Source organism: Pseudorhodoferax aquiterrae, from assembly GCF_014652235.1.
GTDB classification, from domain to species: domain Bacteria; phylum Pseudomonadota; class Gammaproteobacteria; order Burkholderiales; family Burkholderiaceae_C; genus Pseudorhodoferax; species Pseudorhodoferax aquiterrae.
The window spans coordinates 91,867-111,904 of record NZ_BMYK01000022.1; the positions used below are offsets into that span (position 1 = coordinate 91,867).

The window sequence follows — 20,038 nt, forward strand, 5'->3', positions numbered from 1 at the left end:
CCTCTGGGTGGTGTGTCAGTCGGCCTTGAAGCCTGTCGCAGCGACGGCCTTGCCCCACTTGGCCGTGTCCGCGGCGATCAGCGCGGCGAACTCCTGCTGCGTCGTGCCGGTGACATGGAATCCGGCGTCTTCCATCTTCTTTTGCCCGTCGGGTGAGCGCATGGCGCGCACGATGTCGGCGTTGAGCCTGGCAACGATGTCGGGCGGCGTCTTCGCCGGGGCGACGATGCCGAACCAGGAGTTGAATTCCAGGTTGGCGTAGCCCTGCTCCTTGAAGGTCGGCACCTCGGGCAGTGCGGCCGTGCGCTGCGCGCCCGTGCTGGCCAGCGCGACGAGCTTGCCGGACTTGACGTTGGGCGCGGCCAGTCCCGCGCTGGCGAACACGCCGGAGACGTCGCCGCCGAAGATGCCGCTCATGGCGTCGCCCGTGGACTTGTAGTGCACGGGCTCGGGCTTGATGCCGACCGCATCGCCGAACATGAAGGCGCCGAAATGGCCCGGCGTGCCGGCGCCGAACGTGGCCATGAACATGCCCTTTTGCTGGCGTGTCCAGTCCACATAGTCCTTCACGTTCTTGGCCGGCACCTTCTGCGGATTGACCAGCAGGATGAAGTCCGCCGTCACGACCTGCGAGACCGGCACGAAGTCTCGGGCAGGGTCGTAGGGCAGCTTGTTGTAGCTGCTGGGCGCGATGGCGAGCTGGCCGGTCTCGCCCAGCATCAGCGTGTAGCCGTCGGGCGCGGCGCGCGCGGCCTCGGAGGCGGCGATCAGGCCGGCCGCGCCGGGCTTGTTGTCCACGATCACGCCCAGGTTGCCCCAGCCTTCGGACAGCTTCTGCGCGAGCAGCCGCGCCACGATGTCGGGGCCGGTGCCGGCCGGAAAGCCCACGATGATGCGCACGGGCTTGTTGGGATAGGACGGCGCCTGGGCCGCAGCGGCGAACGGAACGAGCGCGGCGGCGCACAGCGCCAGGCGGCGGGTGAAGTTCATGGCATGTCTCCTGGGGATGGTGGGGAATCAGTCGAGCACGAAGAAGCGCATCACGACCTTGTCGGGGTGGCGCGCGCCGGCGCCCACGAACAGGCGCTCGTTGATCCAGCCCAGCGCCTTCGACGCGGTCTCGAAGCGCGGCTGGCAGCGGAAGTAGATCTGGCCGGGATCGACCGGCTCGCCGCGCGCGATGCGCTGCATCAGTTCGGGCGGGCCGCTGCGCACGGCCTGGTTCTGCACGAAGACGAGGTCGCCGCCGTCGGTCTCCAGCACGTAGCGCGCGTCGAGTTCGGCATAGCCCGCGTGCACGATGAGCTGGAAGTCGGCGCCGCCGGGCAGCACGCGGCCGCGCCAGCCTTCGCCCTGCACCTGGCCGCCCAGGATGGGGATCACGCGGCGCAGGCCGTGCGGCACGGCCCCGACCTGCTGGGGCTCGGCCACTTCGACGGACAAGCCAGCGAAGAAGCGCAGTTGGGGCATCGGGATCGCGTCGGTGTCCATGGTGTGCGTCAAAGCGGTGACAATCGCGGACGAGCGTAAATCCGCCCTGCGTTGGCGGCTGTCATCCCTGAGGATGACGGGAGAACCAGGAGACCACGCATGCGCAAATGGGCCCCCGCGGCCTGGCAACCCGGTAGCTCGCCGGCCGGCATCGGCCCGGCCGTGGGCGCCATGGTCGAGCTGCTGGGCGAGCAGGATTTCGGTGCGCGGCTGCTCGAACGCCTGCACCCCACCCTGCCGGCCGCCTCGTGGTCGGTCTACCAGGTGGGGCCGGGCTGCGCCCCGCGGCTGTACCTGTCGGGCAGCCTCGGCATTCCCGACACCACGCGCGCCTGCTGGAACGCCTACCTGTCCGGACCGGTGCGCGAGGACCGCAGCCTGCGTTTCGACGACAACCCGGTCCAGCGCACGCAGTTGTGCCACATCACCGCGCGCGAAGTGCCGAACGAGCACCGCGCGCGCGTCTACGAGGCCCACGGGGTGGCCGAGCGCGTCTCGATCGTCGAGCACGGCCCGGACGACGCGCTGTTCGCCGTCAACTTCTACCGCCATGCGCACCAGCGCGCGCTCAGCGATGCGCAGATCGGCGACTTCGAGCAACTGGCGCCCGCGCTGCTGGCGCTGGCGCGCAAGCAGGTGGCCTTGCGTGGCCCCATGCCCGAGCCACAGCGCTCACCCGAGGCCCTGCGCCAGCGCCTGCTGCAACTGAGCGGGGAACTGACCGCGCGCGAACTCGACGTCTGCACGCGGCTGCTGCGCGGCATGACGCAGGACGGCATCGCGGCCGACCTGGCACTGTCCCTGCCCACCGTCAAGACCTACCGCAACCGCGCGTTCGCGCGGCTGGGCATCCACTTTCGCAACGAGCTGTTCGCGCTCGTGCTCGGGCGCGAAGCGGGCTGAATCAGCCCGCGCGGGCGCGCAGCAGGCGCAGCCCGTTGGCCACCACCAGCAGCGTGGCCCCCATGTCGGCGAACACGGCCATCCACATCGTGGCCGTGCCCAGCAGCGCCAGCACCATGAACACCGACTTGATGCCCAGCGCGAGCACGATGTTCTGCCACAGCACGGCGTGCGTGCGGCGCGACAGCCGGATGGTCTCGGGGATGCGGCGCAGGTCGTCGTTCATGATGACCACGTCGGCCGCCTCCATGGCCACGTCGGTTCCGGCGCCGCCCATGGCGAAGCCGATCTCGGCGCGCGCGAGCGCCGGCGCGTCGTTGATGCCGTCGCCCGTCATGCCGGTGGGGCCCATGCGCTGCTGCAGCGCCTCGATCGCGGCCAGCTTGTCCTCGGGCAGCAGGTTGCCCTGCACCTCGGCGATGCCGGCGTCGCGCGCCACGGTTTCGGCCGTCGCGCGGTTGTCGCCGGTCAGCATGACGGGCACCACGCCCAGGCGCTGGAGTTCGGCCACGGCCTCGCGCGAGCTGTCCTTGATGGTGTCGGCCACGGCGAACAGCGCCAGCACGCCGCCCGCGTCGGCCAACAGCGTGAGCGTGCGGCCCTGCGCTTCGTGCGTGCGCAGCAGCGCCTCCAGCGCCGCGTTGCACTGGCCGCGCTCCTCGACCAGGCGGTGGTTGCCCAGCACCAGTTCGCGGCCGTCGACACGGCCCTGCACGCCGCGGCCGGGCAAGGCGCGGAAGTCGTCGACGGGCAACGGTGCCGCGCCGATCCCTTGCGCGATCGCGCGCGAGACCGGGTGGTCCGAGCGTGCAGCCAGTGCGGCGGCCAGGCCAGCCAGCGCCTGGCCTTCCGCGCCCACGGTTTCCCAGTGCACGAGCCGTGGCTTGCCGGCCGTGATGGTGCCGGTCTTGTCGAGCGCGACGGCCTTGAGCAGGCGCGCGTTCTCCAGGTGGCTGCCGCCTTTGACCAGGATGCCGCGCCGCGCAGCCGCGGCCAGCGCGCTGACCACGGTGACGGGCGTGGCGATCACGAGCGCGCAGGGGCAGGCCACGACCAGCAGCACCAGTGCCTTGTAGACGGCGTCCAGCCAGGCCATGCCGAACAGCAGCGGCCCGCCCAGCGCGACAGCCAGTGCCAGCACGAACACGGCCGGCGTGTAGATGGCGGCGAAACGGTCGACGAAGCGCTGCGTGGGCGCGCGCGTGGCCTGGGCCTGCTCCACCGCGTGGATGATGCGGGCCAGGGTGGTGTTGCCGGCCGCAGCCGTCACGCGGAACTGCAGCGCGCCCTCGGCGTTGACGGTGCCGGCGAACACGGTGTCGCCCGGACCCTTGTCGACCGGCAGGCTCTCGCCCGTGACGGGCGACTGGTCGATGCTGCTGCGGCCCTCGGTCACGACGCCGTCCAGCGGGACGCGCTCGCCGGGGCGGATGCGCACGACGGCGTCCAGCGCCACCTCGGCGGCCGGCTGGGCGCGCCAGCTGCCGTCCGCCTGCAGCACCTCGGCCTGCTCGGGCGCGAGCGCCAGCAGGCCGGCGATCGCATTGCGCGCGCGGTCGGCGGCGCGGCCTTCGATGAGCTCCGCAATCGCGTAGAGCGCCATCACCATGGCGGCCTCGGGCCATTGGCCGATCAGGAAGGCGCCCGTCACGGCCACGCTCATGAGCGCGTTGATGTTCAGGCGGCCGCGGCGCAGCGCGGCGAAGCCCTGGGTGTAGGTTTCCACGCCCGACAGGCCGATGGCCAGGGCCGCGACGGCCAGGCCCAGGCTCTTGGACCAGAGCGCATCGCCGGCCATGAAGTGCAGCAGCTCGGCCGCGATGGCCAGCGCCAGCGCCGCGGCCAGGCGGCCCACGCCCGGGCCGGCACCGTGGTCATGGTCGTGCAGATGGCCGCCCTCCTCCCCATCGTGGTGAGCGTGGCGGTGTTGGCCTGCGTGGCTGTGCGCCTGGCCAGGCGCGTGGGCGTGGGCGTGGGCGTGGGCGTGGGCGTGGGTCGCGTGTGCGGCCTGCGCGTGCGGCGCGGGTTCGGAACAGCAATGCTTCATGCGGTGTCTTTCCTTGGTTGCAGGCATTGGAAACCCTGAAGCCGCTGTAGAGTCAAGCGCCATGAAGATCGGACAACTGGCCGCCGCCACCGACACACCGGTGGAAACCATCCGCTACTACGAGCGCGCCGGGCTGCTGCCGGCCGCGCCGCGCACCGAGGGCAACTACCGCGACTACGCCGACAGCCACGTGCAGCGCCTGTCCTTCATCCGGCATTGCCGCGCGCTCGACATGGCGCTGGACGAGATCCGCACGCTGCTGCAGTTCCAGGACGCGCCGGGCGGCGACTGCGGTGGCGTCAACGCGCTGCTGGACGCGCACATCGGCCATGTGGCGCAGCGCATCCGCGAGTTGCGCGCGCTGGAGCGCCAGCTCAAGGCCTTGCGCAGCCAGTGCCAGACCGCCCACCCGACCGAGGACTGCGGCATCCTCAAGACCCTGGCCGAGGAGCCCGTGCCGCGCGTGCAGGCGCGCACGCGCCACATCCACGGTGTGCACTGAATTGTTACCTTTGGCAGCTTGGTGACACCTCGCCCGCGTCCCCCGTGGGAAGATCGCCGGCCAAATTTTTCTTCCCCAGCAGGAGCAACAACATGGGTCGTGAAGTCGTCGTCGTCAGCGGTGTGCGCACCGCCATCGGTACCTTCGGGGGCAGCCTCAAGGACGTGCCGCCCACGCAGCTGGGCGCGCTGGTCGTGCGCGAATCGCTGGCGCGCGCCAAGGTCGAGGGCAAGGATGTCGGCCATGTGGTGTTCGGCCACGTGGTCAACACCGAGCCGCGCGATATGTACCTCTCGCGCGTGGCCGCGCTCGAAGGCGGCTGCAGCGAGGACACGCCGGCCTTCAACGTGAACCGGCTGTGCGGCTCGGGCCTGCAGGCCATCGTCTCGGCCGCGCAGGCGATCCAGCTGGGCGACTGCGACATCGCCATCGGCGCCGGTGCCGAGAGCATGAGCCGCGCACCCTATGCCTCGCTCAACGCACGCTGGGGCGCCCGCATGGGCGACACCAAGCTCGTGGACATGATGGTCGGCGCGCTGCACGACCCCTTCCACACCATCCACATGGGCGTGACGGCCGAGAACATTGCCGCCAAATGGGGCATCACGCGCGCCGACCAGGACGGCCTGGCGGTGGAAAGCCACCGCCGCGCCGCCAAGGCCAGCGCCGCGGGCTACTTCAAGGAGCAGATCGTTCCGGTGGTCTCCAAGGGCCGCAAGGGCGACGTGGTGTTCGACACCGACGAGCATTTCCGCGCCGAGGCCAGCCTGGAAGACATGGCCAAGCTCAAGCCCGTGTTCGTCAAGGAGAACGGCACGGTCACCGCAGGCAACGCTTCGGGCCTGAACGACGCGGCCGCCGCCGTGGTGCTGATGGAGGCGTCGGTCGCCAAGGCCCGCGGCCTGGTGCCGCTGGCGCGCCTGGTGGGCTACGCCCATGCCGGTGTGGATCCCAAGTACATGGGCATCGGCCCGGTGCCGGCGAGCAAGAAGCTGCTGGAGAAGCTGGGGCTGAAGGTGTCGGACCTGGACGTGGTCGAGGCGAACGAGGCCTTCGCGGCCCAGGCCTGTGCCGTCACGAAAGACCTGGGCCTGGACCCGGCCAAGGTCAACCCCAACGGCTCGGGCATCTCGCTGGGCCACCCGATCGGTGCCACCGGTGCCGTGATCACGGTCAAGGCGCTGCACGAACTGCAGCGCGTGGGCGGCCGTTATGCGCTGGTCACCATGTGCATCGGCGGCGGCCAGGGCATCGCCGCCGTGTTCGAGCGCCTTTGATCAGTGCAGGTAGCACTGGGCCAGCATGGCCCAGTAGGCGGCGCCGATCGGCAGGTTGGCTTCGTTGAAGTCCTGTGCCGGGCCGTCGCCGTTGCCCAGCAGCAGGTAGCTGCCAGGCACCTGCTCCAGCATGAAGGCGAAGTCGTCGCACCCGGCAAAGGCCGGCGCCTGCGGCTGCACCTGGCCCGGTCCCAGCAGCTCCATGGCCAGCTGGCGCGCAAATTCCGTTTCCAGAGCGCTGTTGAACAGCACCGGCGCGTGGCGGCGGTAGTCCACCGTGGGCTGCACCCCGTAGCTGAGTGCCTGCAATTCGGTCAGCGCCGTGATGCGGCGTTGCAGGTTGTCGCGCACCTCCGGCGCGAGCGCGCGCACGCCGAGCTGCAGCGTCGCCAGGGGGGCGGCAGCCCCCGGGACGGCCCTGGCCTCGAAACCACTGACCTGCACCGCCACCCGCTGCGCATCGGTGTGGCGCGCCACGAGGCTTTGCAGCCCCATGACGATGGCAGCCCCTGCCACGACGGGATCGGCCGCGCCCTGCAGCGGGTCACCGTGCAGCGTGATGAAGACCTCGTCGTGCGAAGCCATGGCTGGGCCGTCGCGCAGCAGCAGCTGGCCCTGCGGCTGGCCGGCGACGCCGTGCATCGCGAAGATGGCATCGCAGGGAAACCGGTCGAACAGGCCGTCGGCCACCATGCGGCGCGCCCCACCCTGCTGCAGGTCGGCGCATTGGAAGACGAGGTTGAGCGTGCCACTGAAGTCTCCCTGGCGCGCGAGATAGTGGGCCGCGGCCAGCAGCATGGCGGTGTGGCCGAACGCGCTGCCGGCCACCGCCGGCGCCGCCCCCATCTCGGCGCGCAGGCCGAGCCGCTTGGTGCCCTTGCCGCGCCGCAGCTGGGCGACGATGCCACTGCCGCCGACGCCGCGCTCGAGCTTGTAGCCCCATTGCTCCAGGCGTCCTGCCACGAGGTCTTCGGTGCGCCAATCCACCAGGTCGCGCTCGGCCGACAACTGCAGCTCACGGCGCAGTTTCACGAACATCTGGGCATGGGCGGTGATGCTGTCGATCAGGGGATGGGGCATATGGTGTTCTCCGGTTCATTCCGCCATTGATTGGATGCACAAGCTCATGCGCTGATACTACGTTAGCTTTTGTACACATAAATAACGGAATGAGACCATGGTAAAAACGCCCACACCTATCTGTCCAATGCATTGTTTTTCTTCAAACTAGAAAAAAAACTTTTGGATAGAGCATGAACCTCAAGCAACTCGAGCACCTGCTCATGGTGGCTGACGCCGGATCGTTCAGCCGCGCTGCCGAGCGGCTGCACATCACGCAGCCGGCCTTGAGCCGCAGCATCCGACTGCTCGAAGACGCGCTCGACGCGCGGCTGATCGACCGCATGGGCCGGCGCAACGAACTCACGCCCTTGGGCGAGACCGTGGCGGCGCGTGCGCGTCAGCTGATCTTCGGCGCCGAGGAACTGCGGCGCAGCGTGGATCTGGTCAAGCGTGGCAGCTCCGGCCCGATCCGCATCGGCCTGGGGGCGGGGCCGGCTTCACTGCTGATGACGCCGTTCATGGTCCATGTCGCCCGGCACCATCCGGACGTGCGGCTCACCCTCTCGCGTGGTGCGCTGGAGCTCCAGCTGCGCCAGCTGCGCGAGCGCAGCGTGGACGCGCTGGTGATCGATCGGCGTGCGGTGCCACCGGCCGAGGACCTGGTGGTCGAAGTGGTGGCCGAGTTGCGCGGCGGCTTCATGTGCCGCAGCGGCCACCCGCTGCTGGCGCGCGGCGGCCCCGTGACCTTCGACGATGTGATGCTCTACCCGTTGGCGTCGACGACGCTGACCGACGAGATCGCCAACCTGCTGATGCGCCATTTCGGGCCACGTGCCCATCCGAACCAGTCGGTGCGGCTGCGCAGTGAAGACATCACGAGTCTGGTCAACGTCATGCGGCAGACCGATACGATTCTGTTCGCCATCTTCGCCGCCGCGCGCGAACACATGGCGACGGGCGAGATCGTCGAGCTCGTCACCGATCCGCCCTACAGCTCCAACGCCATCTTTGCCCTCGTGACACTGGCCGGCCGCACGGAAAGCCCGTCGATGAAGCTGTTCAGGCGCTTCATGGCGCAACACCTGCCCGAGTGAGGACGTGCATGGTCTTTCCCTGGAGTCGCGCCGCATTCTGCGGGCCGGGCGCCGTCCGGCGTGAGGCCTGCGCTCGCCCTGCTAGATTGGCGGCTCCGGGTTTTGGGGAGACGGCATGCAGGCAGGCAGGAGCACCGCATCCAGCGGCGGCTGGCGCGCAGGTTTCGCGGTGGGCGCGGGTTTCGGCGTGGGCGCGTTCGCGCTGGCCGTGGGCTTCGGCGCCGCCGCCGTGGCCCAGGGCTGGCCGGCTTGGCTGGCCACGCTGATGTCGGCCATCGTGTTCGCCGGCGGCGCGCAGTTCGCGCTGGTGATGGCCTTCGCCAGTGGCGGCATGCCGGCCGCGCTCGGGGCGGCCACGCTGATCAACCTGCGCTTCATTCCGATGGCGCTGACCTCGGAATTCAAGGGCGGCGCCTGGCGCCGCTCGCTGGAGGCCCAGGCCGTGGTCGACGCGTCCTGGGCCGCCGCGCGCCGACCCGACGGCGGCGTGGACCGCGCCAAGATGCTTGGCGCCACGCTGGTGCAGTGGCCCGCCTGGGTGGCCGGCACGGCAATGGGCGCCTACCTCGCGCCCGAGCCGGCACTGGCGCGCGCGATCGGGCTGGACCTGGTCTTCCCCGGCTTCTTCCTTGTGTTCGTGCTCGACATCGTGCGCGGCGAGCCCCGGCGCCGCGGCACCGTGGCTCTCGCCGTGCTCGTCACGGCCGGCATGTGCTGGCTGCTGCCGCCCGGCGTGGCGCTGATGTTCGCCAGCGTCGCCGCGCTGCCCGCCCTGCTGCGTCGCGGAGCCGCAGCATGAGCGCCATGCTATGGACCGTGCTCGCGTTCGCGGCGATCAACTTCACGATCAAGGCCCTCGGCCCGGTGCTGGCGCACGGGCGCCGCTTCCCGCCCCGCATCGCGGCCTTCATCGACGCCCTGCCGGCCGCGCTGCTGGCCGGCATGCTGGCCAGCTCGGTCGTGGGTGCGGCCGGCCGCGGGCTGGAGCCCACGCTGCTGGGCGGGCTGGCGACGGTGGTCGTGGCCTGGTTCCTGCGCGCGGGCCAGTTCGGCAGCGTGCTGCTCGGCGTGCTGGCGACCGCGGCGCTGCGCCAGCTCGTTTGAGCCGCGCTCACTGGCCGAGCAGGCTTTCCTCATCCCGTTGCGGCGCCGTCGCGCCTGCCTCGAGCGGCAGATGCCTGCCCCCGCGCAACAGCGCTTCGAACTCGGCGGCCGGCACCGGCGGGCTGAAGTAGTAGCCCTGGATCTCGTCGCAGCCGTGGGCGCGCAGCAGTGCGCAGTGGGCGGCCGTCTCCACGCCCTCGGCGATGACCTCGAACTGCAGGTTGTGCGCCAGCGCGATGACGGCGCGCACGATGGTCTCGTCCTCGCGCTGCGTGAGCATGTTGCGCACGAAAGACTGGTCGATCTTGAGCGTGTCCACGCGGAAATGCTTGAGGTAGCTCAGGCTCGAATAGCCGGTCCCGAAATCGTCGATCGACAGGCGCACGCCGACCTCCTTGAGCCGCTCGAAGGTGTCGATCATCTTCTCCACGTCCTGGGCGATCAGGCTTTCGGTCAGTTCGAGCTCGAGCAGGCCGGGCGCCAGCCCGGTTTCCTGCAGCATGTCCAGCGTCCAGCCGGCCAGGTCCTGCTGCAGCAGCTGGCGCGCCGAGATGTTCACGGCCACGGTCGTGCGCGGCAGGCCGGCATCGGCCCAGGCCCGGGCCTGCAGGCAGGCGGTGCGCAACACCCAGTCGCTGATCGGCACGATCAGTCCCGAGTCCTCCGCCACCGGGATGAAGCGGGCCGGCGAGACCGGGCCGAGCACCGGGTGGTGCCAGCGCAGCAGCGCCTCGCAGCCGACGATGGCACCCGTTGCCAGGCTCACCTTGGGCTGGTAGAGCAGCTGCAGCTGGCCGGCGGCGGCGGCCCCGCGCAGCTGCGTTTCCAGTTCCACGCGTTGCTGGGTGTCGTGGTTCATGGCCTGCGTGAAGCCCACGCAGGTGCTGCGGCCCAGGGTCTTGGCGCGGTACATGGCCTGGTCGGCGTTCTTGATCAGCACGTCGACCCCCTCGCCGTCCTGCGGAAACAGGCTGAGCCCGATGCTGCCGGACAGGTGCACCTCGCGCGACTGCAAAGCCACGGGCTGGGCCAGGCTTTGCAGGACGCGGCCGGCCACGGCCTGGGCGTCGGCGCCATCGCGCAGTTCGCCGAGCAACAGCAGGAACTGGTCTCCGCCGTGGCGGGCCACCGTGTCGCCAGGCCCCAGCAGCCGCACCAGGCGCTGCGCGACCAGCTTGAGCACTTCGTCGCCGAAGCGGTGGCCGTAGGCATCGTTGACGACCTTGAAGCGGTCCAGATCGAGCAGCAGCAGCGCGAGCGGCCGGCCGGTCTGCCGCGCCCGCGCCGCGGCCTGCGCGAAGCGCTCGTGCAGCAGCTTGCGGTTGGGCAGGTCGGTCAGCGCATCGTGCGTGGCCAGATGCTGCAGCCGCCGCTCGGCCCGCTTGCGTTCGGAGATGTCGGTCCCCAGTCCGACGAAGCCGGGCACACCGCCGTGCTCGAAGCGCACGCCCGTGAACAGGCAGGGGATGCGGCGACCGTTGGCCAGTGCGTAGTCGGCCTCGAACTGCACGTTGCCCGCGGTGAACACCTGCGCAAACTGGCCGGCGACGCGCGCACGCTGGTCCTCGGGCATGAACACCAGCGGATCGACGCCGGCCAGTTGCCGCGCATCGGCGCCGGTGATGCGCTCGAAGTTGTGGTTCCAGCGCTGCAGCCGCACCTGCGCGTCGCAGTGGTAGAAGACGCCGGGCAGGCTGTTGAGCACGGCGTCGGCATAGTCGCGCTCCTCGCGCAGGCGCCGCTCGGCATTGCGACGCGCCGAGACGTCGTTGACGACCAGCGTGTGCGAGCGGTCTGCGCCTTGGCCCGACGCCACCACGCGCAGCTCGGCGTCGAAAGCGCCGTGCGGGCCGGCCAGGCGCAGCATGCCGGCGCCCTGGGTGGCCAGGAGCGCCTCCCAGTCGGCCGGGCCCTCGGCCGCGGCGATGGACCGCGCCACGTCCTGGCCCAGGGCCTGTGTGCGGCGCACGCCGAACAGGCGTTCCGCGCCGGCGTTCCATTCGAGCACCGTGCGCTGCGCGTCGATGGTGAGCAGTGCCGTGTCGATGGACTCGAAAATCGCGCCGCGCAGCGCGAGCGAGGCCAGTTGCTCTTCCTTGGCGCGCAGCAGCTCGCGGGTCTTGCCGGCCAACTGCGCCTCGCGCTGACGCACCGCCGTGGCCATGCGGTGCAGCGCTTCGCCCAGGCGCTGCGTTTCGCGGAAGCCGCCGGCCACCGGGGCGATCGCCAAGGCGTCCGGCGCATCGGGCTGCCCGGCGCGCGCGACCTGGCGCTCCAGGTCCTGCAAGGGCTGACCGAAGCGCCGCGCCATGCGCCAGGAGATCAGCACCAGGCCGACGACCAGCGCCAGACCCATACCCACCACCTGGTACAGCTGGCTGCGCAGCGGTGCGCCGATGAGGGCGGTCTTGCGCGTGGCCACCACGAGCCACTGCACCCCGCCCTGCAGTTCGAGACGGCGCGCCGCCGCCCAGTGGTCGCCATCGGGCAGCGCGAGCCGGCTGGTGGCCGCCCCGCCTGGCGCGCCCAGCAGCGGTGCCAGCGCCTGCGGCACCGGCAGCGGCGCGCCCTGGGCGCGCCGGTCGCCAAGCAGGCGCGGCGTCGGCCCGAGCTCCACGATCTGCAGTTGCACGCCGTATTCGTCGGCCACCGCGGCCAGGAAGCGGTTCACCGCAGGGAGGTCGAAGTCCACGTCGAGCACGCCGATCCGCTGCCCCGACCGGTCGCGCAAGACCTTCACGTAGCTCAAGCCCCACAGCGGCGCCTGGTTGTCGGCGCCACCGTGCACGATCCACGGGTACGCCGGCAGCCAGCGCCCCTGCTCCGCCTGCTCCAGCGCCGCCCGGTAGAACGGCCGCTCGCGCGCGTCGTAGCCGTCGGCAGGCTGCTGGCTGTACGGCGTGAAGGCGCCATCGGCCAGGATGAAGTTGCGCGTGATCTGCTCGCCCGGCTCCGCTCCGGGATGCAGCCACAGCAGGACCCGGCCATCGGCCGTGCGTTCCAGGTTGCCGTACTGGCCCTGCTCGGCGAGCGCGATGCCGAGGTAGCTCAGCTCCGGACGCTGCTCGAAGGCGGCCAGGGCCCGCTCCAGTGCAGGCTGCAGCGTTGTGGGCGTCACTGTCGGCACGCGGGCCACCCGCTCGACCGAGTCGGCGGTCATCTCGGCCGCCTGCACCAGCATGCGCAGGCGCTCGACCGAGCGGTCCAGCGTGCGGGCCAGGTCCTGCTCCTCCGCTTCGCGGGTACTGGAGGCGGCCTGCCACGCCATGGCCGCCAACGCGATGGCACCGACCACGAGCACCAAGGCGACGACGCCCTGGACCAATGCTCTGGAAAATGATCGGATCGGCCGGTTCATTTGCGTAACTTGTGTTGCCAATAATGTACTGCGCCATGCTGTACGACGACGGTGGCAACGGTGGGTTCACGGCGCCATGGCGGCGCGCACCGCGCTCATCGCTCGGGGCGCTCATCCGGAGGACCAGCCCGGCCGGCGTCCCGGGCCACAGTAGAATCCGCGCCGCGCGGGCGTAGTTCAATGGCAGAACGGCAGCTTCCCAAGCTTCATACGAGGGTTCGATTCCCTTCGCCCGCTCCAACGATTCCCGGCGCCGACGCTCGGAGGCCTTGCGGATCAAGGCCTTGCGAGGCTGAGCCATGCGGCTTGCGTGCCCCTGGTCCGCGACCAGCAGGTCAGACGGAGGCGAGTTCCTCGCGCCGCTGGATGATGCGCGACACCAGCCCATAGGAAAGCGCTTGCTCGGCCGGCATCCACAGGTCGCGCTCGATGTCCTTCAGCACGCGCTCGAGGGGCTGCCACGTCTCGCGCGCGATGATCCGGGCGATGCGTTCACGGGCCTTGATGATCTCCTCGGCCTGGATCGCGATGTCGCTTGCCGGTCCGCCGGCACCGCCGCTCGGCTGGTGGATCAGGAAACGGGTCTGCGGCAGGCAGAAGCGTCGCTCGCGCGACGCCCCCAGGTAGAGATGGGTGGCCGCGCTGCCGACCCAGCCTGTGCCCACCATGTTGACCGGCGAGGAGACGAAGCGCACGACATCATGGATCGCATCGCCCGACTCGAGATGGCCTCCAGGCGAGGAGACGATCATGGTGATCGGCGCGCTGGATTCCGCGTCCAGCGCCAGAAGTTTGCGGACGGTTTCCGAGGCCAGCGCATCGGTGACCGTGCCGAACACGAGCACGGTCCGTGCACGAAAGGCTTTTTCCTCGAGAAAGGTGCTTGCAGGCTGGGCGACCGCTGGTGACTCTGTCGTGCTGGCGAACATGGAAGGGAACTCCGGGGTTTCATGGCGTCGTGTCGAACCCGCGCATGACGGGGATGCACGGGGCAGCAGCAGGATAAAACCTCAAGTCGACTTAAGGTCAAGGGCCGGCCGCCAGCGGCCCGGATCCGCTGTTGGTGGTCGGCCACACCCTCGCGGGCCGACGTCCTCGGGTGTGGCCACGACAAGGCCAGGCAGGCTGCGAGCGTGCGTCGCGTGACGTACATGCTGCTCGCCATCGCATGGCGCGATGGCTGGCTTGGATGAGTCCGAAGCCAAAAGAAAAATGGGCCCGAAGGCCCATTTTTTGTTTGGCGGAAACGGAGTCTGCTGAAATAGGGATTCACATCGTCTCAGAAAGTCTCATTTCGAGCTGTTTTCAGAGGAGTAGCCCCCGCCCTGGTTGTCTCGCGTTGTCCCGCATAATCGCCCACAATCTCATCGCCTTTGATGGGCTCAAAGGGGGGTAGAAATGGTGCGTCGAGCAGCTGAATTAGGTGCCCTGGCGGTGGGGCGCCTGAAAGATCCGGGCATGCATGCCGTGGGTGGCGTGTCCGGACTCTATCTGCAGATCGCCCCTGGGGGCACCAAGTCCTGGATATTGCGCGTGACCGTCGGCAGCAAGCGCCGGGAGATGGGCCTGGGCGCTTTCCCGGAGGTGCCACTGGCGATGGCGCGTGACAAAGCGCGGGCAGCACGTGCGAAGGTTGAGCTGGGTGTAGATCCAGTGCTCGAGCGGCAGCGGGCCGCCAGCGCGCTGCGAGCCGAGCAGGCCAAGGCGCTTACCTTCTCCGACGCGGCGGCTCAGTTCGTCACCGACAAGGGGGAGCAGTGGCGCAATGCCAAACATCGCGCGCAGTGGTCGGCGACTCTGGAGACCTACGCCGGCCCGGTCATTGGGAAGGTACTGGTATCCGATGTGAGCCAGACGCACATCCTTTCGATCCTGCGGCCCATCTGGACCACCAAGACCGAGACTGCCACCCGGCTGCGCGGCCGCATGGAGCAGGTGCTGGACTGGGCCCGCGTTCGCGGTTACCGGGAGGGCGAGAACCCAGCGCGTTGGCGCGGCCACCTGGACAAACTGCTACCAGCGCCTACCAAGGTCGCCAAGGTTACCCACCACCCTGCCCTTCCCGTGGATGCCATGCCCGGGTTCATGGTCAACCTGCGCAAGCGTGGCGGGGTGGCGGCGCGTGCGCTTGAGCTCCTTGTCTTGACCGCAAGCCGCTCCGGCGAGATCCGCGGCGCGCTGTGGTCCGAGTTCGACCTCCCCGCCAAGACCTGGACCATCCCGGCCGAGCGCATGAAGGCTGGCGTGGAACATCGCGTGCCGCTTTGTTCGCAGGCCCTCCAACTGCTGGCTCACACGCCGCGCATCGAGGGCAACGACCTGGTGTTCTCCGCCCCACGTGGCGGCCTGCTATCGGACATGTCGCTCACTGCCGTTACCCGACGCATGGAGGTCGAGGCCGTGCCGCATGGCATGCGCTCATCGTTCCGCGACTGGGCGGCCGAGCGCACCAACTATCCGCGTGAGGTGGCAGAAGCCGCTTTGGCCCACGCGCTCGAAAACAAGGTCGAGGCCGCCTACCGACGTGGCGACCTGTTCAACAAGCGGGCCGAGTTGATGGCCGCATGGGCTGAATTCCTTTTTCAAGGCGAGGTGTCGAAGTGACAGAAGAAACCAAAGTGGACTATGCAGAGCGTCGCCGTCCGAAATGCCAGTCGATCTCCGAAGCGAACTTGGTATTGGAGAAGCTCGCTGAGATGTGGGATGGATGGTTCGAGCAGCACAGCTTTTTCGACATCATGTTCGCTCCGCTGTGGGCAAACCCCGACATCTCTGGGGCCGCTCAACTTGACGAGATGGAGGCGGCAGAGAACGCCAAAGAATGGCAGGGCAAGAAAATGACCCAAGCCGAGCATGAGGGTGTGGTGAAGATAACCCTGGTCACGGTGATCTGCGCCTACTGCATCCAGGCCTTCCGGGAGAAGAAGAACTCTCCGGCTGCCTGGTCTTACGTCGCGGACGCCAACCGATGGCTTGGTGTTCTGCAAGGTTTGATGACTCGAGTCGGCGGAGGGCGCAAGGCGCTCCTCGCATCGGATGTGGGTCGAATGGGTGCGGCCTCCGCCCACGCTGAGAACCGGGCGATGAAGGCAGTCGTGCACGAATGGTGCGATGCGAATATGGCCAACTACAAGAGCATGGACGCTGCTGCGACGGACGTGGCGGGCAAGCTAGTCCCCGTCGTTTTCCGAACGGCACGTGATTGGATTGGCGAGTGGAAAAAACTACGCTCTGCCGGCAGACCGTAGGTCTTAGCGGCACGCTGTAGCCCCTAGCGGCTGAGTGCAAGGCCTGCCGGCCGGCAGGCTTACCTGAAAGTTCAAGCGAAAAGACAGTCGCTCCATACCGCAGCAACGATGCAACGCGGGACTACTTGGAGCGAATAGTGGTATCACCTTTCCATTCCTACCGCCCGAAGTCGGCAGCAGAGCTGCTCGGCATTGGAACCGCAACTCTTTGGCGCTGGGTCAAGACTCGCCACGACTTCCCGCAGCCTATTCGGCTTTCCTCCCGCTGCACCGTATTCCCCGGTGACCAGCTGATTGCCTGGCGCGACGCGCAGGGCAAGAAGGAGGCGGTTTGAGCACGCCGGCCGAGGACAAGGCCTTCGCCGACCTGCGCGCCCGCTTCGCCCTGGTCGGCCACCAATTGCATCGCACCAATGCCGAGGACGGCCAAGTGCGCTACTTCTCCACGCGCTGGGGCTTGGTCCGCGAACTGGGCAACCTTGAAGAGGCAAGCGCCTTTCTCGCGCAGATCGGCGGTGCGCAATGAGCGTGTTCCACGATCTGACCATCGGCGATCATCGGCTGATGTGCCCTGTCTGCGGCAAGGCACCGCGCGACAAGACGATGGGCGTGACAATCCTCGATGAGCAGCACGGCATTGCCCACTGCTTCCGCTGCGGATACGTCGAGTCCCGCCGCGAGCAGCGCGAGCTGACGCCGGCCGAACGCAAGGCCTTCGCCCAGCGCATGGAGGCCCTGCGCCGCAACCATGACGCCGAGCAGCGCCAGCGCCAGGCAGAGGCCGCCGCATCCGCCGCTGTCCGCTGGGTGTCGGCCCAGCCTGCGCACGATCACCAGTACCTGCGCGCCAAGGGCATCCAGGCCCACGGCACGCGGATCGAGGGCAACGCACTGATGGTTCCCCTGCGGGACACCTCGGGCCAACTGCACAGCCTGCAATTCATCGCCGCGGACGGCGCTAAGCTGTTCATGCCAGGCGGCCGCACCAGGGGCTGCTATCACGCCATCGGCAAGCCGGCCGGCAAGCTGGTGATCGTGGAAGGGTTCGCCACCGGGGCCACCGTCCACGAGCAGACCGGTCACGCTGTCGCGGTCGCCTTCAATGCCGGCAACTTGCTGCCGGTGGCCAGAGCTTTGCGCAGCAAGTTTCCGTGCATCGATCTGGTGCTCGCTGCTGACGACGACTGGAAGACCGATGGCAATCCCGGGCTGACCGCCGCTACCGAGGCCGCGAAGGCTGTCGGCGGACTGCTGGCAGTGCCCAACTTCACGGGCCTGCCTCGCGGCGACAAGGACACCGACTTCAACGATCTGCACCGGCTGGCTGGCGCTGTGGAGGTGACGGCATGAGCGCGGTCCTGAACCCGGTGAATGAGTCAGTGGAGGCGGCGGCGCAAGTGGCGGGAGGCTGGCCGGTGCTCGACCCGTTGATCGATGACCAACCCACCATGCCCGATGCGTTTCCGTTCCATGCAATGGGCCCTGTGCTCGGCGACGCCGCTCGCGCCATCGCCCACGACGTACAGGCCCCGGACAGTCTGGCCGGTGGAAGCGTCCTTGCAGCGGCAGGATTAGCCAGTTCGCCATTAGCCAACGTGGTCATGCCGCACGGCCAGCGCTCGCCGTTGTCCGTCTTCGTGTTGACCGGGGCCGGCTCCGGCGACCGAAAGAGCGCAGTTGATGCCGTTGCGTGCCACGAGATCGAGGAGACGCGCAAGCAGCAGGCCCGCGACTACTCAGCGCAGCTGGCCAACTACGAGGAGGACATGGCAGCTCGCAAGGGCAGCAAGGAACCTGAGCCGGCCAAGCCCGCGCCGAAGAGCATCACGACAGGCAATGCCACCATCGAAGGCATCTGCAAGCTGCTGAAGTTCCAGTCCAGCGTGGGTGTGTTCAGCGCCGAGGGCGGCGAGATGCTGGGCGGCCACTCCCTGCGCGACGACAAGCGTTCGTCGGGCCTGGCGTTCTTCCTGAAGGGCTGGTCTGGTGAGTCGCTGGACTCACTGCGAGGCGGGGAGGGGCTGACGGTCCTGCTGGGCCGGCGCATGTCGATGCACGTGTTGGTCCAGCCGGTGCTGCTGCGCCAGCTCCTCTGCGACCCGCTGGCCCAGGGCCAGGGCCTGCTGGCGCGCTGCTTGATCGCCGAGCCGCAGACGCTGGCAGGCCATCGCCAGTACCGCCAGGTCAACCCCCACGAGAACGAGGCAGTGGTGGTCTACAACGCGCGCATCCGGCACCTGCTGGAAACGCCGCCGACCTACTGGCCCGAGGGTGATGGCTACGAGCTCAAGCCGCGCGACATGCACCTCAGCATGGACGCCACCAGGCTCTGGATCGCGTTCTACAACCTGATCGAGGCCCAGCAGGCCGACGGCAAGGAACTCGATGGCGCGCGCCCCTTCGCATCGAAGGCAGCAGAGCACGCCGCGCGCATCGCTGGAATCATTACCCTGGCCACGACACCGGATGCCAAGACCATCGATGAGAAGGCCATGGACGGCGCTATCCAGCTCACGGGCTTCTACCTGTCCGAGCACCTGCGTCTCACCGGCTCCGGCCGCCAGGACCGCCAGCAAAGCGAACTGCGTACGCTGCTGGAGTGGATGCAGAAGTACGACCGGCCGCTCCTGTCCAAAAAGGACGTGTTGCAGAAGTCGCCGCGTTCGCTAGGCCGAAAGGCTCCGCGTCTGAACCCACTGCTGGAGGAACTCGCCCGCCGCGGCTACATCCGCGAAGCCGGCAAGGACTGGGAGGTGCGCGATGTTTAAGCTGGACATGCAGGCCATCCGTCGCAGCGCGGACGCAGCGTGGCTAACGGCTAATCTCGCTAATCCGGCTAATTCGGCACCGGAAATTAGCCAGCGGGCCCCGAAATTAGCCACGGTAGCCGGATTAGCCATTAGCCACGACTCTGGCGAAGAAGCTGCCGCGCTCCTGACCGCCCAGGTGATCGCAGCTGCCATGCGCGCATGCGACCACCACGGCGATGGCGAGGAGGCCAGGGCCCAGATGCGCGCCGACATCGAGGCCACGCCGCATGACCAACGCGCCGACCTGCTGGCCTACTTCCGCCAGGCCTACCCCGGGCGCGAGGAATGATCCATGGGCCAGCACTCCTATGCGGGGCTGCGCCCAGGCCATGACGCGTTCGGCCGGCCCATCCGTGACCTGGACCAGCTCAGTTACACCGACCGGGTGCTGGCCATCCGACGGCTTGCCGGCAGCCTGCAGGCCCAGGGCAGCGGGGATGCGGCCTGGCTCGGGCGCTGCCTGTCGCGCTACTTGGCCGGCGAGTCCAAGGGGGATCTGGTTGCCTGTCTCGGCTTGCATCCTCCGTCCGGGGACCACCGAAGCCCGGCGGCCATGGTGGCCCGTGAGCGCCGCGACAGCCTGCTGATTCAGCTGTCCATCGCAGCCGGTGGCGACCGCGCCGCGCTGCGGATGTTCCAGGAAGGGGCAGACGTGGGCCAGTGCGCGCAGCTTGTCGAGCAGCTGCGATCAAACCCGCCCGGGTCGCCGGCTGCCTTCACCCGGGCAAGGAAGCGGGGTGTTTCGGCAGCCTAGCTGCGAACTGTCGGTTCATACAGTGCGAAGCATCACACCAATGGTGCCGCACAGATGAACAACCAACCAGCCGGCCTTCTGGCCATTCGCACCTTGCGCGCGACGGCCATCGGCCGCAAGGACGACCTCTCCGCACATTCGTTCGCCGTCGCCAAGGGCTGGACGGATGTTGCGGACCACTTCCGCAGCGCGCACACGAAAGCGGCCGTTCCCACCATCTCGAGCAACACGGCGCCCTTGATCGACGCGGTGGGTTCGGACTTTCTCGCAGCGCTCAGACCATCGACGCTGCTGGGCCGCTTGGGCATCGGCCGCGTTCCAAGCCGGACACGCCTGTTTGCGCATTCCACTGATCGCGGGCACCCATTCCAGACGATGGCGGGCAGCA

The 20,038-nt window shown here is 68.8% G+C and carries 20 protein-coding genes and 1 tRNA gene; 15 read left to right on the forward strand and 6 right to left on the reverse strand.

What is annotated here, in order from left to right; translation table 11 throughout:
• Positions 1 to 15: 15 nt before the first annotated feature.
• Positions 16 to 990, reverse strand: a complete 975-nt coding sequence (locus IE209_RS25350; protein ID WP_189689657.1) for a Bug family tripartite tricarboxylate transporter substrate binding protein — start codon at positions 988 to 990, stop codon at positions 16 to 18.
• Positions 991 to 1,017: 27 nt separating this feature from the next.
• Positions 1,018 to 1,491 (reverse strand): DUF3237 domain-containing protein, encoded by a 474-nt coding sequence (locus IE209_RS25355; RefSeq protein ID WP_189689658.1) that lies wholly within the window; start codon positions 1,489 to 1,491, stop codon positions 1,018 to 1,020.
• A 99-nt stretch (positions 1,492 to 1,590) separates the two neighbouring features.
• On the opposite strand from IE209_RS25355, the gene IE209_RS25360 reads away from it, so the two are divergent.
• Entirely contained in the window at positions 1,591 to 2,394 is an 804-nt protein-coding gene (locus tag IE209_RS25360; RefSeq protein ID WP_229883038.1) for a helix-turn-helix transcriptional regulator, read from the forward strand.
• A 1-nt stretch (position 2,395) separates the two neighbouring features.
• Here IE209_RS25360 and IE209_RS25365 read toward each other — a convergent pair whose 3' ends face one another.
• Positions 2,396 to 4,441 carry a heavy metal translocating P-type ATPase gene (locus tag IE209_RS25365; protein WP_229883039.1) on the reverse strand — a complete coding sequence of 682 codons (2,046 nt, stop codon included), beginning with the start codon at positions 4,439 to 4,441 and terminating at the stop codon, positions 2,396 to 2,398.
• A gap of 61 nt (positions 4,442 to 4,502) precedes the next feature.
• Between IE209_RS25365 and cadR the strand changes: the two genes are divergently transcribed.
• Together cadR and bktB are read left to right on the forward strand one after the other, a co-directional pair.
• On the forward strand, positions 4,503 to 4,943 hold the full coding sequence (gene cadR, locus IE209_RS25370) for a Cd(II)/Pb(II)-responsive transcriptional regulator (protein ID WP_189689660.1): 441 nt from the start codon (positions 4,503 to 4,505) through the stop codon (positions 4,941 to 4,943).
• Positions 4,944 to 5,035: 92 nt separating this feature from the next.
• The gene (bktB, locus tag IE209_RS25375; RefSeq protein WP_189689661.1) at positions 5,036 to 6,220 is read left to right on the forward strand and encodes a beta-ketothiolase BktB; all 1,185 of its coding nucleotides are present in this window, start codon (positions 5,036 to 5,038) and stop codon (positions 6,218 to 6,220) included.
• On the opposite strand, the gene IE209_RS25380 is transcribed toward bktB, so the two are convergent.
• Positions 6,221 to 7,300 (reverse strand): M20/M25/M40 family metallo-hydrolase, encoded by a 1,080-nt coding sequence (locus tag IE209_RS25380; protein ID WP_189689662.1) that lies wholly within the window; start codon positions 7,298 to 7,300, stop codon positions 6,221 to 6,223.
• 173 nt (positions 7,301 to 7,473) lie between these two features.
• Here IE209_RS25380 and IE209_RS25385 point away from each other — a divergent pair, with 173 nt between their 5' ends.
• The 3 genes from IE209_RS25385 to IE209_RS25395 all read left to right on the forward strand — a co-directional run bounded on the left by IE209_RS25385 (position 7,474) and on the right by IE209_RS25395 (position 9,480).
• On the forward strand, positions 7,474 to 8,376 hold the full coding sequence (locus IE209_RS25385; protein ID WP_189689663.1) for a LysR family transcriptional regulator: 903 nt from the start codon (positions 7,474 to 7,476) through the stop codon (positions 8,374 to 8,376).
• A gap of 115 nt (positions 8,377 to 8,491) precedes the next feature.
• Entirely contained in the window at positions 8,492 to 9,175 is a 684-nt protein-coding gene (locus IE209_RS25390) for an AzlC family ABC transporter permease (RefSeq protein ID WP_189689664.1), read from the forward strand.
• Complete coding sequence (locus IE209_RS25395; protein WP_189689665.1) at positions 9,172 to 9,480, forward strand: AzlD domain-containing protein; 309 nt, start codon at positions 9,172 to 9,174, stop codon at positions 9,478 to 9,480. The genes IE209_RS25390 and IE209_RS25395 overlap by 4 nt, the downstream gene beginning before the upstream one ends.
• A gap of 7 nt (positions 9,481 to 9,487) precedes the next feature.
• Here IE209_RS25395 and IE209_RS25400 read toward each other — a convergent pair whose 3' ends face one another.
• Positions 9,488 to 12,838, reverse strand: coding sequence for an EAL domain-containing protein (locus IE209_RS25400; RefSeq protein ID WP_189689666.1), 3,351 nt, complete (start codon positions 12,836 to 12,838; stop codon positions 9,488 to 9,490).
• A 166-nt stretch (positions 12,839 to 13,004) separates the two neighbouring features.
• Between IE209_RS25400 and IE209_RS25405 the strand changes: the two genes are divergently transcribed.
• Positions 13,005 to 13,078, forward strand: a tRNA-Gly gene (locus tag IE209_RS25405).
• Positions 13,079 to 13,173: 95 nt separating this feature from the next.
• Here the strand turns inward: IE209_RS25405 and IE209_RS25410 are convergent.
• Positions 13,174 to 13,767 (reverse strand): ATP-dependent Clp protease proteolytic subunit, encoded by a 594-nt coding sequence (locus IE209_RS25410; protein ID WP_189689667.1) that lies wholly within the window; start codon positions 13,765 to 13,767, stop codon positions 13,174 to 13,176.
• A 529-nt stretch (positions 13,768 to 14,296) separates the two neighbouring features.
• Between IE209_RS25410 and IE209_RS25415 the strand changes: the two genes are divergently transcribed.
• The 8 genes from IE209_RS25415 to IE209_RS25455 form a co-directional block, all read left to right on the forward strand.
• Positions 14,297 to 15,442: a tyrosine-type recombinase/integrase gene (locus tag IE209_RS25415; protein ID WP_308433219.1), complete on the forward strand. Its 1,146-nt coding sequence runs from the start codon at positions 14,297 to 14,299 to the stop codon at positions 15,440 to 15,442.
• Positions 15,439 to 16,086: a hypothetical protein gene (locus IE209_RS25420; RefSeq protein ID WP_189689669.1), complete on the forward strand. Its 648-nt coding sequence runs from the start codon at positions 15,439 to 15,441 to the stop codon at positions 16,084 to 16,086. The genes IE209_RS25415 and IE209_RS25420 overlap by 4 nt, the downstream gene beginning before the upstream one ends.
• Positions 16,087 to 16,417: 331 nt before the next feature.
• The gene (locus IE209_RS25430) at positions 16,418 to 16,612 is read left to right on the forward strand and encodes a hypothetical protein (protein WP_189689671.1); all 195 of its coding nucleotides are present in this window, start codon (positions 16,418 to 16,420) and stop codon (positions 16,610 to 16,612) included.
• Positions 16,609 to 17,436, forward strand: a complete 828-nt coding sequence (locus IE209_RS25435; protein WP_189689672.1) for a toprim domain-containing protein — start codon at positions 16,609 to 16,611, stop codon at positions 17,434 to 17,436. Before IE209_RS25430 ends, IE209_RS25435 begins: the two co-directional genes overlap by 4 nt.
• Positions 17,433 to 18,854, forward strand: a complete 1,422-nt coding sequence (locus IE209_RS25440) for a YfjI family protein (RefSeq protein ID WP_189689673.1) — start codon at positions 17,433 to 17,435, stop codon at positions 18,852 to 18,854. Before IE209_RS25435 ends, IE209_RS25440 begins: the two co-directional genes overlap by 4 nt.
• The gene (locus tag IE209_RS25445) at positions 18,847 to 19,185 is read left to right on the forward strand and encodes a hypothetical protein (protein ID WP_189689674.1); all 339 of its coding nucleotides are present in this window, start codon (positions 18,847 to 18,849) and stop codon (positions 19,183 to 19,185) included. Before IE209_RS25440 ends, IE209_RS25445 begins: the two co-directional genes overlap by 8 nt.
• A 3-nt stretch (positions 19,186 to 19,188) precedes the next feature.
• Positions 19,189 to 19,650 (forward strand): hypothetical protein, encoded by a 462-nt coding sequence (locus tag IE209_RS25450; protein ID WP_189689675.1) that lies wholly within the window; start codon positions 19,189 to 19,191, stop codon positions 19,648 to 19,650.
• Positions 19,651 to 19,704: 54 nt separating this feature from the next.
• Positions 19,705 to 20,038: hypothetical protein (locus tag IE209_RS25455; protein ID WP_189689676.1), on the forward strand; the 334-nt coding region annotated here is incomplete at its 3' end.

What these genes read in the sequence shown, in the direction of transcription:
- IE209_RS25350 (WP_189689657.1), bottom strand. Translation starts at nt 990, where the DNA reads ATGAACTTCACCCGCCGCCTGGCGCTGTGCGCCGCCGCGCTCGTTCCG.
- IE209_RS25355 (WP_189689658.1), bottom strand. Translation starts at nt 1,491, where the DNA reads ATGGACACCGACGCGATCCCGATGCCCCAACTGCGCTTCTTCGCTGGC.
- IE209_RS25360 (WP_229883038.1), top strand. Translation starts at nt 1,591, where the DNA reads ATGCGCAAATGGGCCCCCGCGGCCTGGCAACCCGGTAGCTCGCCGGCC.
- IE209_RS25365 (WP_229883039.1), bottom strand. Translation starts at nt 4,441, where the DNA reads ATGAAGCATTGCTGTTCCGAACCCGCGCCGCACGCGCAGGCCGCACAC.
- cadR (WP_189689660.1), top strand. Translation starts at nt 4,503, where the DNA reads ATGAAGATCGGACAACTGGCCGCCGCCACCGACACACCGGTGGAAACC.
- bktB (WP_189689661.1), top strand. Translation starts at nt 5,036, where the DNA reads ATGGGTCGTGAAGTCGTCGTCGTCAGCGGTGTGCGCACCGCCATCGGT.
- IE209_RS25380 (WP_189689662.1), bottom strand. Translation starts at nt 7,300, where the DNA reads ATGCCCCATCCCCTGATCGACAGCATCACCGCCCATGCCCAGATGTTC.
- IE209_RS25385 (WP_189689663.1), top strand. Translation starts at nt 7,474, where the DNA reads ATGAACCTCAAGCAACTCGAGCACCTGCTCATGGTGGCTGACGCCGGA.
- IE209_RS25390 (WP_189689664.1), top strand. Translation starts at nt 8,492, where the DNA reads ATGCAGGCAGGCAGGAGCACCGCATCCAGCGGCGGCTGGCGCGCAGGT.
- IE209_RS25395 (WP_189689665.1), top strand. Translation starts at nt 9,172, where the DNA reads ATGAGCGCCATGCTATGGACCGTGCTCGCGTTCGCGGCGATCAACTTC.
- IE209_RS25400 (WP_189689666.1), bottom strand. Translation starts at nt 12,838, where the DNA reads ATGAACCGGCCGATCCGATCATTTTCCAGAGCATTGGTCCAGGGCGTC.
- IE209_RS25410 (WP_189689667.1), bottom strand. Translation starts at nt 13,767, where the DNA reads ATGTTCGCCAGCACGACAGAGTCACCAGCGGTCGCCCAGCCTGCAAGC.
- IE209_RS25415 (WP_308433219.1), top strand. Translation starts at nt 14,297, where the DNA reads ATGCATGCCGTGGGTGGCGTGTCCGGACTCTATCTGCAGATCGCCCCT.
- IE209_RS25435 (WP_189689672.1), top strand. Translation starts at nt 16,609, where the DNA reads ATGAGCGTGTTCCACGATCTGACCATCGGCGATCATCGGCTGATGTGC.
- IE209_RS25440 (WP_189689673.1), top strand. Translation starts at nt 17,433, where the DNA reads ATGAGCGCGGTCCTGAACCCGGTGAATGAGTCAGTGGAGGCGGCGGCG.
- IE209_RS25445 (WP_189689674.1), top strand. Translation starts at nt 18,847, where the DNA reads ATGTTTAAGCTGGACATGCAGGCCATCCGTCGCAGCGCGGACGCAGCG.
- IE209_RS25450 (WP_189689675.1), top strand. Translation starts at nt 19,189, where the DNA reads ATGGGCCAGCACTCCTATGCGGGGCTGCGCCCAGGCCATGACGCGTTC.